The 19,599-nt window shown below is 74.4% G+C and carries 1 protein-coding gene; it reads right to left on the bottom strand.

Annotated features, from left to right (window positions below):
- Nucleotides 1-4: 4 nt before the first annotated feature.
- Entirely contained in the window at nucleotides 5-19,459 is a 19,455-nt protein-coding gene (locus tag ACH4SE_RS22990; protein ID WP_398545305.1) for an SDR family NAD(P)-dependent oxidoreductase, read from the bottom strand.
- Nucleotides 19,460-19,599: the final 140 nt, after the last annotated feature.

Here is a 19,599-nt window from a genome sequence, read left to right as displayed (position 1 = left end):
ACTCTCAACTCGGGTCGGTGGGCGGTTCGTCGCCGGAGACGGAGATGCCGAGGCTGTTCGTGACGAAGGCGAGGACCTCCGCCGCGCTCGCGGATCCGAGGTCGGCGGGCGGGTTCTCCTCGGCCTGCGCCGGGGAGGCCGGTGCCGTCCACGGCACCGACATGCTGCGGACGGTCTCGGCCAGTGCGGTGCGCTGGGCGCCGGTCAGGTTCAGTGCCGACATGTGGCCGCGCAGCCGGGTGAGGTCGGCCATGACCTGCTCGTAGGTGGGTTCGCCGCCGCCCTTTTCGGCGGGGCGGGGGGCGATCCCTTCGAGCAGGTGGTCGACGAGGGCGCCGGGGCTGGGGTGGTCGAACACCGCGGTGGAGCTGAGCCGGAGGCCGGTCCGGGCGCTGACCCGGTTGCGGAGTTCGACGGCGGTGAGGGAGTCGAAGCCGAGGTCGCGGAAGGCGCCGTCCTCGGGGATGCGGCGCGGGTCGCCGTAGCCGAGCACCTCGGCCGCCTCGGCGCGCAGGATGTCGAGCAGCGCCTCGCGCCGCCGCTCGGCGGGCAGTTCGAGCAGCCGGTCGCGCAGCGGCTCGGACGCGGCCGGGGCGGCCCCGGCGGCGGCACGCCGCGAGGGGGCGGGTGCCAGGTCGCGCAGGAGCACCGGTGCGTCCGGCGTGCGCAGGGCCGCGGTGTCGACCCGCGCCGGGACGAGGAACGGCACGGCCGACGTCAGCGCCCGGTCGAAGGCGGCGAGCCCCTCCTCGGTGCCGGTCGGCAGCAGTCCGCTGCGGGCGATCCGGCCGCGGTCGGCGTCGCCGAGGCCGGACGTCATGCCACTGGCCTCGCTCCACATGCCCCAGGCGAGGGAGACGGCGGGCCGCCCCTCCCCGTGCCTGCGGGTGGCAAAGGCGTCCAGGTAGGCGTTGGCGGCGGCGTAGTTGGCCTGGCCGGGCGAGCCGAGCACGCCGGCCGCGGAGGAGAAGACCACGAAGGCCGCCAGGTCGGCGTCGGCGGTCAGCTCGTCCAGGTGCCGGATCGCGTCCGCCTTCGGCCGCAGCACGGTGCCGAGCCGCTCGGGGGTGAGGGCTTCCAGGACTCCGTCGTCGAGGACGCCCGCGGTGTGCACCACGGCGGTCGGCGGGTGCCCGGCGGGGACGCGGGCCAGGGCGCGGGCGAGCGCGTCGCGGTCGCCGACGTCGCAGGCGACCGCCAGCGCGGTCACCCGCCCGTCGCGCAGGTCCTCGGGCAGCCCGGCGCCGCTGCGGCTGAGCAGCAGCAGGTGCCGGACGCCGTGTTCGCCGACCAGCCGGCGTACGACGTGCTGCGCCAGGGTGCCGCTCGCGCCGGTCACGACGACCGTGCCGTCCGGGTCGAGGGGGCGGGGGAAGGTCAGGACCTCCGCGGCCTCAAGGCCGGGCGCGGTGCCGGACGGCTCGGCCGGGAGGCCGCCGCCCGCGGCGGCCCGCACGTCGAGGGCGCGCACCGGCGGCGGTAGGGCCCCGGCCGGCAGCAGCGCCGCCAGGCCCGCCAGGATCTCCCGCTGTCGGGCGGGTCCGGCGTCCGCCACGCCGACGGGGGCCGAGTCCGGGCAGGCGGCACCGCCTGGGGCCTCGTACCGCCCGGCGACGGCCAGGTAGCGGCCCCCGGTGGCGAGGAGCGCGGCCGACGCCTCGGCGGTGTCCGCGCCCACCGGGTCGAGGATCACGTCGATGCCGGCCGGGAGCGTCTTGGGGAAGGCGTCGGCCTCCGGCTCGGCCAGATGCGCCGCGTCCAGCCCGAGGCTTTCCAGGACGTCGCGGGCACCGGACGGGGCGGTGGCGTACACCTCCGCGCCGAGGTGCGAGGCGACCTGCACGGCGGCCAGGCCGACCGCGGTTCCGGCGCCGTGGACGAGCACCTGGTCCCCGGGTCCGGTACGGGCCAGGTCGGCCAGGGCGTGCCAGGCGGTCAGGAACGCCGGCGCGGCCGCGGCGGCCTGCGCGAAGCTCCAGCCGTCGGGGACCGGCGCCAGGTCGCGGTGATCGGTCACCGCGAACCGCCCCGGGGACCCGCCTTCCGGCAGCATGCCGAACACGCGGTCCCCGACGGCGGGAGAGGTGACGGCCGCTCCGGTCTCCACGACCACCCCGGCGGCGGCCCAGGCCGTCCCGGCACCGGCCGGGTGTCCGGGGCCGGCCGCGGCGGCCCGCAGCGAGACGCGGACCTCCCCTGCGCCCAGCGGTCCGTCCGGATCCGGGACGGCGACGGGCTCCGGCGCGCCGGGCCCCTCGGTGCGCAGCCGCCAGCCGGGGGCGTCCGGCAGCGGCAGCACGGCCGGGGCGGTGCGCGTGAGCCGGGGGGCGAACGCACGGCCGCCGCGCACGGCGACCTGCGGTTCGGCGGTGGCCGCGGCCGTCGCCAGGGCCTCGTCCGACCGGCTGTCCACGTCGACCAGCAGGAGCCGTCCGGGATGCTCGGCCTGGGCGGAGCGCAGCATGCCCCACACCGCGGCGCTGACCGGGTCGGGCCGGTCCATGAGCGTGCCCCGGGTGACGACGGCGAGCCGCGCGCCGTCGGGTGCCGGGCCGGCGAGGAAGCGCTGGACCGACTCCAGCACCTCGGCCAGCCGGGTCCGCGGGTCGCCGCCCGGTTCGACGGGGAGGACCGCGAGATCCGCCGGGGGCGTCGCGCCGCCCGCGGCGGGCAGCGGCCGCCAGCGCAGATGCAGGCCCGCGTCCCGCTCGGCGGCCGTTCCCGCCGCCATCGGCCGCAGCGCGAGGGCGTCGACGGTGACGACGGGCCGGCCGGCGGTGTCGGCGGCGCTCAGGGAGACGGCCCCGTCACCGGTCGCCGCGAGCCGCACCCGCAGCACGGAGGCCCGGGTGGCCTCCAGGGTCACGCCGGACCAGGAGAACGGCAGCAGGGGCCGGTCGGCGCCGCTCCCGGCCAGCTCCGGGAGGCCGAGCGTGACGGTGTGCAGGGCGGCGTCCAGGAGTGCGGGGTGCAGGCCGAACCCGCCGGGCTCCACGGGGAGTTCGACCTCCGCGTAGAGCTCGTCCGCGGTACGCCAGGCCGCGCGCAGCCCGCGGAAGGCCGGACCGTAGTCGTAGCCGCGGCCGGCCAGCCCGGCGTAGAAGCCGTCCAGGGGCACGGGTGTCGCCCCGACCGGCGGCCAGGTCCACTCCGCGGGCGGCTGCGGGGCGGCGGGGCTGAGCACGCCCGTCGCGTGGCGGACGGAGGCCCCGGCGTCGGCCGGTGCCGACGGCGAGTCCGTGGAATACAGGGCGACCGTCCGGCGGCCCTCCTCGTCCGCGGCGCCCACGACCGCCCGGAAGTACACCGCTGCGCCGGAGGGCAGGGCGAGGGGCGTGTGCAGGGTCAGCTCCTCGACGACCGGGCAGCCGGTCTCGGCCCCGGCGTGCAGGGCCAGTTCGAGGAAGGCGGTGCCCGGCAGCAGCGGCGTGCCGTCCACGGCGTGGTCGGCGAGCCAGGGCTGCGCCCCCGGCAGCAGCCGTCCGGTGAGCACGGTCTGCCCGTCGGGCAGGTGCACGGCGGCGCCGAGCAGCGGGTGCCGGGAGGCGCTGAGGCCGGCGGCGCGCAGCCCGGTGACCGTCTCGTCGGCCGCCTGCCAGTAGCGCTGCCGCGCGAACGGGTAGCCGGGCAGCTCCACCCGGCGGCCGCCCGGCAGCGTCCGCTCCCACGCCACGGGCAGGCCGCTCGTGAACGGCAGGGCCAGCGCACCGGCCAGCGCCTGCGCCTCGGGCCGCCCGGGGGTGAGCGTGGCCACGGCGGCGTAACGGCCGTCCGGCAGCACGGAGTCGAGGGTGGCGTGCGCCATCGGGGTGAGCACGGCCGCCGGGCCGACCTCCAGGAAGGTGGTGACCCCCCGGCCGGCCAGGCAGCGCACCCCGTCGGCGAACCGCACGGCCCGGCGGACGTGCTCGACCCAGTACGCGGGCGTGCACAGCTGCGCGGGATCGGCGACCTCGCCGGTGAGGTTGGAGACGACGGGGATGTGCGGCGGCTCGAAGGCCAGGCCGGACAGCACCTCGGCGAATTCCGCGAGCATCGGCTCGGTGCGGTACGAGTGGAAGGCGTGGGAGACCGGCAGCCGGCGCACCCGCCGCCCGGCGGACCGGAAGTGGCCGGCGACGGCGGTCACGGCGGAGTCGTCCCCCGAGACCACCACCGCCCGCGGCCCGTTGACGGCCGCGATGCCCGCCGCCTCCGTCAGTCCGGCCGCCTCCAGGTGGGAGCCGACCTCCTGCTCGTCCGCCTCCACCGCGACCATCCCGCCGCCCTCCGGCAGCGCCTGCATCAGCCGCCCGCGGGCCGCGACCAGGGCGCACGCGTCGGGCAGGGACAGCACGCCCGCCGCGCAGGCCGCGGTGATCTCGCCCAGCGAGTGCCCCATCACGTAGTCGGGCGCGACGCCCCAGGACCGCAGCAGCTCCCACAGCGCCGTCTCCAGCGCGAACAGCGCGGTCTGCGTGTACACGCTCTGATCGAGCAGCGCCGCCAGGGGCGACCCCGCCGGCGCGAACGCGACGTCGCGGAGGGGGTGTTCGACGTACCCGTCGAGATGCGCGTCGACGGCCGCGCACACGGCGTCGAACGTCCCGGCGAAGACCGGGTACCGCTCGTACAGCTCCCTGCCCGCCCCGGCACGCTGCGCCCCCTGGCCGGAGAACACCAGCGCCGAGCCGCCGGTTCCCGCGGCACCCACCGCGCCGAGCACGGCGTCCGGCGTGTCCTCACCGGCGGCCACCGCGGCCAGCGCCGAGACCGTGGCGTCGCGGTCGGCGCCGAGGACGACGGCCCGGTGGTCGAGCAGTGCGCGCCCGGACGCGAGGGTGAGCCCGATGTCGGCCGCGTCGAGCCCGGGGTGGGCGTCGAGGTGGGCGAGCAGCCGGACGGCCTGCCGCCGTACACCGTCCCGGGTCCGTGCCGACAGGACCCAGGGGGTGAGGGGTGCCGGCCGGTCCGGCGCGGGCGGTTCGGCGGCAGGCTCCTCCGTGACCTCGGCGGGCGGGGCTTCGAGGATGACGTGGGCGTTGGTGCCGCTGATCCCGAAGGAGGACACCGCGGAGCGACGGGGCCGGTCCACGTCGGGCCAGGGCCGGTTCTCGGTCAGCAGCCGGACCTGGCCCTGCTCCCAGTCGACGTGGTGGGTCGGCTCGTCCGCGTGCAGGGTGCGCGGGAGGACGCCGTGCCGCATCGCCTCGATCATCTTGATGATGCCCGCGACGCCCGCCGCGGCCTGCGTGTGACCGATGTTCGACTTGACCGAGCCCAGCCACAACGGCCGGTCCTCGGGCCGCTGCCGGCCGTAGGTCGCCAGCAGCGCCTGTGCCTCGATCGGGTCGCCCAGTGCGGTGCCGGTGCCGTGCGCCTCCACCGCGTCCACGTCGGCGCCGTTCAGGCCCGCGCCGGCGAGGGCGTCACGGATCACCCGCTGCTGGGAGGGGCCGTTCGGCGCCGTCAACCCGTTCGAGGCACCGTCCTGGTTCACCGCCGAGCCCCGCACGACGGCCAGCACCTGGTGGCCGTTGCGCCGGGCGTCCGACAGCCGCTCCACCACCAGCAGACCGACGCCCTCGGCCCACCCGGCACCGTCCGCGGCATCCGAGAACGCCTTGCACCGCCCGTCGGGGGACATCGCCCGCTGCCGCGAGAACTCCACGAACGTCGTCGGCGTCGACATCACCGTCACCCCGCCCGCCAGCGCCAGCGAGCACTCCCCGTTCCGCAGGGCCTGGGCAGCGAGGTGCAGGGCGACGAGCGACGACGAGCACGCCGTGTCCACCGTCATCGCCGGACCCTCAAGACCCAGCAGATACGAGATCCGGCCCGACGCCACGCTCGACGCGTTGCCGAGCATGCGGAACCCCTCCATACCGTCGACGGGTTCGTGCAGGGGCGGCCCGTACTCGCCGGCCATCAGGCCGGTGAAGACGCCGGTGCGGGTGCCGCGCAGGGAGGTCGGGTCGATCGCCGAGCGTTCCAGGGCCTCCCAGGCCGTCTCCAGCAGCAGCCGCTGCTGCGGATCCATCGCGGCCGCCTCACGCGGGCTGATCCCGAAGAAATCGGCGTCGAAGTCACCCGCCCCCGTCAGGAAACCACCGTGCCGCGCATAACTCGTCCCCGGATGATCCGGATCGGGGTCGTACAGCCCCGCCAGATCCCACCCCCGGTCGGCCGGGAACTCCGACACCGCGTCCAGGCCGTCCACCACCGCCTGCCACAGCTCCCCGGGCGAATCGATCCCGCCCGGCAGACGGCACGCCATCCCCACGATCACCACCGGATCGGCGTCCACGCCGGCACCGGTGGGCGGCTGCGGCACGGCCGGGACCGCGGAGGTGCCGCGGATCTGCTCGTCGAGGAAACCGCTCAGCGCGGTGAGCGTCGGGTAGTCGAAGACCAGTGTGGACGGCAGCCGCAGCCCTGTGACGGCCTGGAGCCGCTGGCGCAGTTCGAGGCCGGTGAGGGAGTCGAAGCCCATCTCCCGGAAGGCCCGTTGCGGGTCCACCGACGCGCCCGATCCGTGCCCCAGGACGAGCGAGACCTGCGCCCCGACCAGATCGGCCAGCGCCGCCGAACGCTCCGCCTCCCCCAACGCCGCCATGTCCGCGAGCCACGACGGCGCCCCCGCGCCTCCGGCTTCGGCGACAGGACGCCGGACCGGCGTGCGGACGAGGGAGGAGAACAGCGGCGGCAGGCTGTCCTGGGCCGCGCGGTTGCGGAGGGCGGGCAGGTCGAGCAGGGCGGTGACGAGGGCCGCGCGGTCGGAGGTCAGGGCGGCGTCGAAGAGGGCGAGCCCGTCCTCGGTGGAGATCGGCGCCAGACCCGTACGCGCCAGCCGCGCCAGATCCGCACCACCCAGATGACCGGTCATGGCACTGGTCTCGGCCCACAACCCCCACGCCATCGAGGTCCCGGCAAGACCATCCGCACGACGCACCCGCACCAACGCGTCCAGATACGCGTTCGCCGCAGCATAGTTACCCTGCCCCGCCGTACCCACCACACCAGCAGCCGACGAGAACACCACGAACGCCGACAACCGCATCCCCCGCGCCCGCGTCAACTCGTCCAGCCAGCGCGCACCATCCACCTTCGGCGCCACCACCGCATCCACCCGCTCCGGCGTCAACGCCGTGACCACACCGTCGTCCAGCACCCCCGCCGTGTGCACCACACCCGTCAGCGGACGCCCGGCCCCCACACCGTCCAGCACACCCGCGACCGCATCACGATCAGCGACATCACACACCACGAACCGCGCCGACACACCCGCCGCCGACACCTCCGCCACCAACCGCTCGACCCGCTCACCCCCACGACGCCCCACCAGCAGCAGATGCCGCACCCCATGACGCGCCACCAGATGCCGCACCACATGCCCCGCCAGCACACCACCCGCCCCCGTCACCAGCACCGTCCCCTCAGAAGCAAAGGAAACGGCCCGGCCCTCGTCCTCCACGGGGGACACGGCCAGCCGGGGGACGAGGAACTGCCCGTCGTGCAGGACGACCTGGGGCTCGTTCGTCGCGAGGGCGGCCGTCACCGCGCTCGGGACGTCCGCGTCCGCGGGTGTGTCGAGCACGACGACACGACCGGGGTGCTCCGCCTGCGCCGACCGCAGCAGGCCCCACACCGCAGCCGTCACCGGATCGGCGACGCCCGCCATCCCCCCGTGCGTCACCACCACCAGCCGGCCGTCCTCCGGCGCCCCGCCCAGGAAGTCCTGCACCACCGCCAGCACTTCACCCAGCCGCCCACGTACGTCACCACCCGGCGCGACCTCCTCCACACGCACCCCGGACATGTCCCGCCCCGGCATCGCTTCCGGAACCGGCGCGGCAGTCCAGCGCAGCTCGTACAGGCCGTTCGTCCGGCCCGCGGCGACCTGGCGGAGCTGGTCCTGCGACATCGGGTGGATGCGCAGCTCGTCCACCGTCACGACGGGTCGGCCCGCACCGTCGAACGCCGCCACCCGCACCACACCGTCGGCCCCGGGCGTCAACCGCACCCGCAGCACCGTGGCCCCCACCGCGTGCAGCCTGACCCCGCTCCATGAGAAGGGCACCCGCAAGTCGTCCGTCGGCAGGGGGTGCAGGGCGGCGTCCAGCAGGGCGGGATGCACCCCGAACCCCCCGGGCTCGACGGGCAGCCGCACCTCCGCGAACAGCTCCTCACCGACCCGCCACATCTCCCGCAGCCCCCGGAACACCGGCCCGTATCCGTAACCGAGCCCGGCCAGACGCTCATAGACCTCCGCGCCCGGCACGGGCTGCGCACCGGACGGCGGCCAGGCGATGTCCAGCCGCTCCTGCGGCAGGGACGTACCGGGTGCCACCACACCGGCGGCGTGCCGTACCCAGTCGGACCCCGCGTCGTGGGGGCGGGAGTGCACGGTGAGCGAGCGGCGGCCGGACGCGTCCGGAGCACCCACCGACACCTGCACCACCACCGCCGCACCCTCCGCCAGCAGCAGCGGACGCTCCAGCGTCAGCTCCTCCACCACCTCGCACCCCGCCTGCCCACCCGCGTGCAGCGCGAGCTCGACGAAGGCCGTTCCCGGGAGCAGCGCCGCGCCGAAGACGGCGTGGTCGGCCAGCCAGGGCTGGGTGTCGAGGGATATCCGTCCCGTGAGCACGATGTCGCCGCGGTCCGCCAGGGGGACGGCGGCGTGGAGGAGGGGGTGATCGGCCGGGTCCAGACCCAGCCCCGCCGCATCCACCGGCGACCGCCCCGCCGACAACCAGAACCGCCGACGCTCGAAAGCGAAGGTCGGCAGATCGACGAGACGTCCCCCGGACACCCACGACGACCAGTCGACATCCACACCGGCCGTGAACAACTCCGCCGCATTGCGCAGGAGCTGATCACGCCCGCCCTCGTCCCGCCGCAGCGTGCCGACCGCGGTCACACCCTCCACCCCTGCCGCCTCAGCCGCCTGCACCACCGCACCCAGCAGCACCGGATGCGGGCTGACCTCCACGAACGCGCGGTGCCCGCCCGCCAGAAGAGCCGACAGGGCCTTGTCGAAACGCACCGGCCGGCGCAGGTTCTCGAACCAGTACCCCGCATCCATCACCGCGGTGTCGATCACCTCACCGGTCACCGTCGACACCAGCGGAACATCCGAACTGCGAGGCTCGATCCCGCCCAGGACATCGAGGAGTTCGGCACGCAACTCCTCGACCTGCGGCGAGTGCGAGGCGTAGTCCACCGCGATCCGCCGCGCCTGCACCCCCTCCCGCTCACACCGCTCCACGAAAACATCCAGCTCGTCCACCACCCCCGACACCACCACCTGCCCGGGCCCGTTGACCACCCCCACCGCAAGCCCACCGGTCAACCACTCCCCCACCCGCTCCGCAGGAGCAAGAACCGACACCATCCCCCCACGACCGGCCAGCACCCCGATCGCACGCGACCGCAACACCACCACCCGCGCCGCATCCTCCAACGACAACCCACCCGCCACACACACAGCCGCGATCTCACCCTGCGAATGACCCACCACCGCAGCAGGCCGCACCCCCAACGAACCCCACACCGCCGCCAACGACACCATCACCGCAAACAACACCGGCTGCACCACATCCACCCGATCCAGCCCCACACCCTCCCCCCGCACCACATCCAGCAACGACCACCCCGTCAACCCGTCCATGACCGCCGCACACTCACCCAACCGCGCAGCAAACACCCCCGACGACTCCAGCAACTCACGAGCCATCCCCACCCACTGCGACCCCTGACCCGGAAACACCCACACCACCCCACCCGCACCCACCCCACCCACCACAACACCCGCACAGTCCTCACCAGCAGCCAGAGCCGCCAGCCCCGAGCACAGCGCCCCACCATCCGCACCCAGCACAACAGCCCGGTGATCCAGCAGAGCCCGCCCCGACGCCAGCGTCAGCCCCACATCCCGCAACCCGAGCCCCGGAGCATCATCCAGACGCGCCAAAAGCCGCGCCGCCTGCCGCCGCACACCCTCCACGGACCGCGCCGACAACACCCACGGGACCAGAGCCGGGTCGGCGGCCGGCGCGCTCTCCGGGGTGGCGGAGTCGGCGGGCGGCTCGGCGGCGGGCTCCGCCGTCACCTCGGCGGGCGGGGCTTCGAGGATGACGTGGGCGTTCGTACCGCCGATCCCGAAGGAGGACACCGCGGAGCGACGGGGCCGGTCCACCTCGGGCCAGAGCCGGTTCTCGGTCAGCAACCGGACCTGACCCTGCTCCCAGTCCACATGGTGCGACGGCTCCTCCACGTGCAAGGTGCGCGGGAGAACCCCGTGCCGCATCGCCTCGACCATCTTGATGACACCCGCGACGCCCGCCGCGGCCTGCGTGTGACCGATGTTCGACTTGACCGAGCCCAGCCACAACGGCTCGCTGCCGGAACGCTCCTGGCCGTAGGTCGCCAGCAGTGCCTGCGCCTCGATCGGGTCGCCCAGTGCGGTGCCGGTGCCGTGCGCCTCCACCGCGTCCACATCCGCAGCACCCAGCCCCGCGCCGGCGAGGGCGTCACGGATCACCCGCTGCTGGGAGGGGCCGTTCGGCGCCGTCAACCCGTTCGAGGCACCGTCCTGGTTCACCGCCGAGCCCCGCACGACGGCGAGGACCTGGTGGCCGTTGCGCTGCGCGTCCGACAGCCGCTCCACCACCAGGAGACCGACGCCCTCGGCCCACCCGGCACCGTCGGCGGCGTCCGAGAACGCCTTGCACCGCCCGTCGGGGGACATCGCCCGCTGCCGCGAGAACTCCACGAATGTCGTCGGTGTCGACATCACCGTCACCCCGCCCGCCAGCGCCAGCGAGCACTCCCCGCTGCGCAGGGCCTGGGCAGCGAGGTGCAGGGCGACCAGGGAGGACGAGCACGCCGTGTCCACCGTCATCGCCGGACCCTCAAGACCCAGCAGATACGAGATCCGGCCCGAGGCGACACCGCCGCTGTTGCCGGTGATCAGCATTCCCTCGACGTCCTCGGCGGTCCCGCCCTGCGTGAAGCCGTAGTCGTGGTACATGAGGCCGGTGAAGACGCCGGTGCGGGTGCCGCGCAGGGAGGTCGGGTCGATCGCCGAGCGTTCCAGGGCCTCCCAGGCCGTCTCCAGCAGCAGCCGCTGCTGCGGATCCATCGCGGCCGCCTCACGCGGGCTGATCCCGAAGAAGTCGGCGTCGAAGTCACCCGCCCCGGTCAGGAAGCCGCCGTGCCGCGCATAACTCGTCCCCGGATGGTCCGGGTCGGGGTCGTACAGCCCCGCCAGATCCCACCCCCGGTCGGCCGGGAACTCCGACACCGCGTCCAGGCCGTCCACCACCGCCTGCCACAGCTCCCCGGGCGAATCGATCCCGCCCGGCAGACGGCACGCCATCCCCACGATCACCACCGGATCGGAGGCCGTCTCCGTGAACGAGACGGCTGAGGGAGGCGAGACGGCCGAGGTCGCGGACGTACCCCGGACCTGCTCGTCCAGGTAGGCGGCCAGCGCTGTGAGCGTCGGGTAGTCGAAGACCAGTGTGGACGGCAGCCGCAGTCCTGTGACGGCCTGGAGCCGCTGGCGCAGTTCGAGGCCGGTGAGGGAGTCGAAGCCCATCTCCCGGAAGGCCCGTTGCGGGTCCACCGACGCGCCCGATCCGTGCCCCAGGACGAGCGAGACCTGCGCCCCGACCAGATCGGCCAGCGCCGCCGAACGCTCCGCCTCCCCCAACGCCGCCATCCCGGCGGTCCAGGACCGGGACTCCCCGGCAACGGGCGCTGCCGCCTGCCGCAGCGGAAGCCGCACCAGGGAACCGAAGACGGCGGGCAGGCTGCCCTGGGCCGCACGGTTGCGGAGGGCGGGCAGGTCGAGACGCACGGGTACGACCGTCGCGCGGTCGGAGGTCAGGGCGGCGTCGAAGAGGGCGAGCCCGTCCTCGGTGGAGATCGGCGCCAGACCCGTACGCGCCAGCCGCGCCAGATCCGCACCACCCAGATGACCGGTCATGGCACTGGTCTCGGCCCACAACCCCCATGCCATCGAGGTCCCGGCAAGACCGTCCTCACGACGCACCCGCACCAACGCGTCCAGATACGCGTTCGCCGCAGCATAGTTACCCTGCCCCGCCGTACCCACCACACCGGCAGCCGACGAGAACACCACGAACGCCGACAACCGCATCCCCCGCGCCCGCGTCAACTCGTCCAGCCAGCGCGCACCATCCACCTTCGGCGCCACCACCGCATCCACCCGCTCCGGCGTCAACGCCGTGACCACACCGTCGTCCAGCACCCCCGCCGTGTGCACCACACCCGTCAGCGGACGCCCGGCCCCCACACCGTCCAGCACACCCGCGACCGCATCACGATCAGCGACATCACACACCACGAACCGCGCCGACACACCCGCCGCCGACACCTCCGCCACCAACCGCTCGACCCGCTCACCCCCACGACGCCCCACCAACAGCAGATGCCGCACCCCATGACGCGCCACCAGATGCCGCACCACATGCCCCGCCAGCACACCACCCGCCCCCGTCACCAGCACCGTCCCCTCAGAAGCAAAGGAAACGGCCCGGTCTTCCCCGGCGGTCAGCGCCGCAAGGCGAGGCACGAGGAAACGGCCCTCCTCAAGAACGATTTGGGGCTCGTTCGTCGCGAGGGCGGCCGTCACCGCGCTCGCGGTGTCGGCATCCGCGGGTGTGTCGAGCACGACGACACGACCGGGGTGCTCCGCCTGCGCCGACCGCAGCAGGCCCCACACCGCAGCCGTCACCGGATCGGCGACGCCCGCCATCCCCCCGTGCGTCACCACCACCAGCCGGCCGTCCTCCGGCGCCCCGCCCAGGAAGTCCTGCACCACCGCCAGCACTTCACCCAGCCGCCCACGTACGTCACCACCCGGCGCGACCTCCTCCACACGCACCCCGGACGGCTCCCCCACTTCCGTCTCCGGCACCGGGACAGCCGTCCACCGGAGTTCGAAGAGGCCACCGGCGCCCTGCCCCGCCACTTCCCGGAGCTGGTCCTGCGACATCGGGTGGAGTCGCAGTCCGTCCACCGTCACGACCGGCAGCCCCGCACCGTCGAACGCCGCCACCCGCACCACACCGTCGGCCACCGGCGTCAACCGCACCCGCAGCACCGAGGCGCCCACCGAGGCCAGACGGACCGTGCTCCAGGCGAACGGCACGCGGAGTTCGTCGCCGAGCAGGGGGTGCAGGGCGGCGTCCAGCAGGGCGGGATGCACCCCGAACCCCCCGGGCTCGACGGGCAGCCGCACCTCCGCGAACAGCTCCTCACCGACCCGCCACACCTCGCGCAGCCCCCGGAACACCGGCCCGTATCCGTAACCGAGCCCGGCCAGACGCTCGTAGGTCCCGGAGATGCTGTCGGGACCGTCGACCCGCCGGGCGCCCGGGGGCGGCCATGCGGCACCCAGGCGCTCCTGCGGCGCCAGGTGTCCCGGCGTGAGGGTCCCCGTGGCGTGCCGGGCCCATTCCTCGCTGCTGCCGTGGGGGCGGGAGTGCACGGTGAGCGAACGGCGGCCGGACCCGTCCGGAGCACCCACCGACACCTGCACCACCACCGCCGCACCCTCCGCCAGCAGCAGCGGACGCTCCAGCGTCAGCTCCTCCACCACCTCGCACCCCGCCTGCCCACCCGCGTGCAGCGCGAGCTCGACGAAGGCGGTGCCGGGCAGGATGACGGTGCCGTGGACGGCGTGGTCGCTCAGCCACGGGTGGTCCTGCAGGGACAGCTGCCCGGTCAGTACCCACCCGTCCTGTGAGGCCAGGGGGACGGCGGCGTGGAGGAGGGGGTGATCGGCCGGGTCCAGACCCAGCCCCGCCGCATCCACCGGCGACCGCCCCGCCGGCAACCAGAACCGCCGACGCTCGAAAGCGTACGTCGGCAGATCGACGAGACGTCCCCCGGACACCCACGACGACCAGTCGACATCCACACCGGCCGTGAACAACTCCGCCGCATTGCGCAGGAGCTGATCACGCCCGCCCTCGTCCCGCCGCAGCGTGCCGACCGCGGTCACACCCTCCACCCCTGCCGCCTCAGCCGCCTGCACCACCGCACCGAGGAGCACGGGGTGCGGGCTGACCTCCACGAACGCGCGGTGCCCGCCCGCCAGAAGAGCCGACAGGGCCTTGTCGAAACGCACCGGCCGGCGCAGATTCTCGAACCAGTACCCCGCATCCATCACCGCGGTGTCGATCACCTCACCCGTCACCGTCGACACCAGCGGAACATCCGAACCGCGAGGCTCGATCCCGCCCAGAACCTCCAGCAACTCCGCCTTCAGCTCCTCGACCTGCGGCGAGTGCGAGGCGTAGTCCACCGCGATCCGCCGCGCCTGCACCCCCTCCCGCTCACACCGCTCCACAAAAACATCCAGCTCATCCACCACCCCCGACACCACCACCTGCCCGGGCCCGTTGACCACCCCCACCGCAAGCCCACCGGTCAACCACTCACCCACCCGCTCCGCAGGAGCAAGAACCGACACCATCCCCCCACGACCGGCCAGCACCCCGATCGCCCGCGACCGCAACACCACCACCCGCGCCGCATCCTCCAACGACAACCCACCCGCCACACACACAGCCGCGATCTCACCCTGCGAATGACCCACCACCGCAGCAGGCCGCACCCCCAACGAACCCCACACCGCCGCCAACGACACCATCACCGCAAACAACACCGGCTGCACCACATCCACCCGATCCAGCCCCACACCCTCCCCCCGCACCACATCCAGCAACGACCACCCCGTCAACCCGTCCATGACCGCCGCACACTCACCCAACCGCGCAGCAAACACCCCCGACGACTCCAGCAACTCACGAGCCATCCCCACCCACTGCGACCCCTGACCCGGAAACACCCACACCAACCCACCCACACCCACCCCACCCACCACAACACCCGGCGACTCGACCCCCGCCGCCAGATCACGCAGCCCCGAGCACAGCGCCCCACCATCCGCACCCCACGCCACCGCACGGCACTCCAGCCGTGCGCGTCCCGTCACCAGGCTCAACGCCACGTCGTGCGGGTCGAGTTCGGGACGCTCGTCGAGGTGCGCGAGCAGCCGTGCGGCCTGCCGGCGTATGCCGTCGCCGGACCGCGCCGACAGCACCCACGGGACCAGGGCCGCGGGCCGGTCCTGCGCGGGCGGCTCGGCGGCGGGCTCCTCCGTGACACCGGCGGGCGGGGCTTCGAGGATGACGTGGGCGTTGGTGCCGCTGATGCCGAAGGAGGACACCGCGGAGCGGCGCGGCCGGTCCACCTCGGGCCACGACCGGTTCTCGGTCAGCAGCCGGACCTGACCCTGCTCCCAGTCCACATGGCGCGACGGCTCCTCCACGTGCAAGGTGCGGGGGAGAACTCCGTGCCGCATCGCCTCGACCATCTTGATGACACCCGCCACCCCCGCCGCGGCCTGCGTGTGACCGATGTTCGACTTCAGCGACCCCAGCCACAACGGACGGTCCTCGGGCCGCTCCTGGCCGTACGTCGCCAGCAGCGCCTGCGCCTCAATCGGATCACCCAGCGCCGTACCCGTACCGTGCGCCTCCACCACATCCACATCCGCAGCACCCAGACCCGCACCCGCCAGCGCATCACGGATCACCCGCTGCTGCGACGGACCGTTCGGCGCCGTCAACCCGTTCGACGCACCGTCCTGGTTCACCGCCGAACCCCGCACCACCGCCAGCACCCGATGGCCGTTGCGCTCCGCGTCCGACAACCGCTCCACCACCAGCACACCGACACCCTCGGCCCACCCCGTACCGTCCGCGGCATCCGAGAACGCCTTGCACCGCCCGTCAGGCGCCAGCCCCCGCTGCCGCGAGAACTCCACGAACATCCCGGGCGTGGACAGCACGGTCACGCCGCCCGCCAGCGCCAGCGAGCACTCCCCGCTGCGTACGGCCTGCGCGGCCAGGTGCAGGGCGACGAGCGACGACGAGCACGCCGTGTCCACCGTCATCGCCGGACCCTCAAGACCCAGCAGATACGAGATCCGGCCCGACGCCACGCTCGTGGTGTTGCCGGTGAGGCGGAAGCCCTCGGTGCCGTCGACCGGCGCGTGCAGGTGCGGGCCGTACTCCATGTTCATGGCGCCGACGAAGACGCCGGTGCGGCTGCCGCGCAGCGAGGTCGGGTCGATGACCGAGCGTTCCAGGGCCTCCCAGGCCGTCTCCAGCAGCAACCGCTGCTGCGGATCCATCGCGGCCGCCTCACGCGGGCTGATCCCGAAGAAATCGGCGTCGAAGTCACCCGCCCCCGTCAGGAAACCACCGTGCCGCGCATAACTCGTCCCCGGATGATCCGGATCGGGGTCGTACAGCCCCGCCAGATCCCACCCCCGGTCGGCCGGGAACTCCGACACCGCGTCCACGCCCTGCGACACCGCCCGCCACAACCCGTCGGGCGAATCGATCCCGCCCGGCAGACGGCACGCCATCCCCACGATCACCACCGGATCGGCGTCCACGCCGGCCCCGGTGGGGACGGCGGGCGTGCGGGGGCCGTCCGCCGTGCCGGGGGTGTCCAGGGCGCCGGTGATCCGGTCGTGCAGGTGGGCGGCGAGCGCCTGGGGGGTGGGGTGGTCGAAGAGCACGCTGGTGGGCAGGCGCAGCCCGGTGGCGGAGACGAGCCGGTTGCGCAGCTGCACCGAGAGCGCGGAGTCGAAGCCGAGGTCGCGGAAGGCGGTGTCGGGGTCCGCCGGGTGGTCGCCGACGAGTTCGGCGACGTGCCCGGCCAGCCAGCGCTGGAGGAAGCCGTCGGGGGAGGTGCGGATCGTGTCGCGCAGGGCGAGCGTGGTGGAGCTGATGTGCTGCTCGGCGGCGGGCGCGGCGGGGAGTTCGTCGAGCCAGTAGCGCTCCCGCTGGAAGGCGTAGGTCGGCAGGGCGACGAGCCGGGCGTCGCCGACGGCCTCGGCCCAGTCGACGGACAGGCCGGAGACCCAGGCCGCGCCGAGTCCGGCGAGCAGGGCCTCGGGTTCGGGGACGTCCCGGTGCTGCAGGGCCACCGCGACCTCGGTCTCGGCGGGGTGGACCAGCGGGGTGAGGACGGAGTCCGGGGCGAGTTCGACGAACCGGGTGACGCCCAGTTCGCGGCAGGCGGTGACGGCGTCGTGGAAGCGCACGGTGGCGCCGACGTGGGCGGTCCAGTAGGACTCCGTCATCGGGGTGCCGGCGCGCCCGGTGACGGTGGAGACGATCGGGATGCGCGGTTCGGCGGCGGTGAGCCCGCTGATCCTGCGGGCGAATTCGCCGAGCATGGGCTCGGTGAGGGGTGAGTGGGCGGCGTTCTGCACCCGCAGGCGGGTGGTGCGGCGGCCGCGGGCGTGGAACGCGGCGGCGATGCGGGTGACGGAGGCGTCCGCGCCGGAGAGCACGACGGACCGCGGCCCGTTGATGACGCCGATGGACACGTCGCCGGTGTCCCGGAGCGCTTCGGCCGCCTCCTCCTCGGTGGCCTCGACGGCGATCATGGCGCCGCCGGGCGGCAGGGCCTCCATGAGTTCACCGCGGGCCGCGGCGAGGGCCGCGGCGTCGGCCAGGGAGAGGGAGCCGGAGACGTGGGCGGCGACGATCTCGCCGAAGGAGTGGCCCACGAGCAGGTCGGGTTCGACGCCCCACGAGGTGACCAGGCGGTACATGGCGACCTGGAAGGCGAACAGGGCGGGCTGCATGAGGCGCATGCCGTCGAGCGCGGCCGCCGCGTCCGCGCCGTCGTCGACGAGGAGCACCTCGCGCAGGCCGAGCGCGGGGTCGAAGTGGGCGAGCACCTCGTCGAGGGCCCGGGCGAAGACGGGGTGTGCCGCGTACAGTTCGCGCCCCATGCCGAGGCGGTGCGCGCCGCCGCCCGCGAACAGGAAGGCGGTACGGCCGCCCGCCGCGCAGACACCGGTGACGGCCGCGGTGTGCAGGTCGCCGAGCCGGGCGGTGAGTTCGGCCCGGTCGGTGCCGATGACGACGGCGCGGTGGTCGAGGGCGGAGCGGGTCACGGCCAGCGAGCGGGCGATGTCGGCCGCGCCGTCGCCGCTGTCCCGGAGGTGGTCGAGCAGCCGTGCGGCCTGGGCGTCCAGGGCGCGTCCGGTGCGGGCGGAGATGACCCAGGGCAGGGGGCGGGGGGTGGCGGGCCGGGCAGCCGGGCGGTCCGGGCGTCCGGTGTAGGGGCCTTCGGCGAGCACGACGTGGCAGTTGGTGCCGCCGATGCCGAACGAGCTGACGCCCGCGACGAGCGGCGCGTCGGGCTGCGGCCAGACGTCGAGCGCGGTCTGGACGCGCAGGTTGAGCGCGTCCAGCGGGATCGCCGGGTGCGGGGTGCGGAAGTGCAGGGTGGGCGGCAGTTGCCGGTGCCGCACGCTGAGCGCGGCTTTGAGCAGCCCGGCGATGCCGGCGGCGGCCTCCAGGTGGCCGATGTTGGTCTTGACGGAACCGACGCGCAGCGGCGGTCGGTCGGCGCCGCGCCCGACGACGGCGGACAGGGCGGCCGCCTCGACGGGGTCGCCGACCGGTGTGCCGGTGCCGTGGAGCTCCACGTACTGGACGGCTTCGGGGCTGGTGCGCGCGTCGGCGTAGGCGCGGGCCAGGACGTCCCGCTGGCCTTCCGTGTCCGGGTCGGTGAGCCGTTCGCCGCCGCCGTCGTTGTTGACGGCGCTGCCCCGGATGACGCAGTAGAGGGGGTCCCCGTCGGCGACGGCGCGGGCGAGCGGCTTGAGCAGGACCATGCCGCCGCCCTCGCCGCGCACGAACCCGTCGGCGCTCTCGTCGAAGACGGCGCTGCGGCCGCGTACGGACAGGGCGCCCAGGCCGGCGGTGGCCGTCATGCTCTCCGGCGAGAGGATCAGGCTGACACCGCCGGCGAGGGCGAGGTCGCACTCGCCGCGGCGGATGCTCTCGCAGGCCAGGTGGACGGCCACCAGCGACGACGCCTGGGCCGCGTCGACGGCCAGGCTGGGGCCGCGCAGGCCGAGCGTCCAGGAGATCCGGTTGGCGACGACGGCGCGGTGCCGGCCCACGAAGTCGTCGAGGTCGCCGCCGCCGGGCCGGCCGGCGCGGGTGGCGAGGGTGGTGTAGTCGTCGGAGGCGACGCCGACGAACATCCCGGTGCGCGAGCCGCGGAGCCGGTCGGCGGGCACCCCGGCGTCCTCCGTCGCCTCCCAGGCGAGCTCCAGCGCGAGGCGCTGCTGGGGGTCCATGGCGGCGGCCTCCTCGGGCCGCACGCCGAAGAAGGCGGCGTCGAAGGAGCCGACGTCGGCGAGGAAGCCGCCGCGCCAGGACGGGGAGCCGGGCCCCCTGTCCTGCGGCCACGGGGAGACCGCGTCGGTTCCTTCGGACAGCAGACGCCACAGCTCGGCCGGGTTCGACGCCGACGGGACGCGGCAGGAGAGGCCGATCACTGCGACGGCGTCGTCGTGGGAGCCGTCGGTCACCTGGTCACCGGGCATGGAGGGCTTCATACTCGGAGTATCCGTAGCGACCCCAAGATCGGCTTCCGTCCGAGGAACGGCCAGGGCCTGGGGCTTCGGTAGGGGATTTCCGGACGCGCGCTGGACTTTCGTCCAGGTTGTCGGGCGGCCGGGCCTGTGCTGCAATCAGC

The sequence above is a fragment of the Streptomyces sp. NPDC020983 genome (assembly GCF_044333485.1).
Classification (GTDB): Bacteria; Actinomycetota; Actinomycetes; order Streptomycetales; family Streptomycetaceae; genus Actinacidiphila.
Note: the sequence above shows the minus strand (reverse complement) of the source record. Positions and strands in the feature narration are given on the sequence as shown.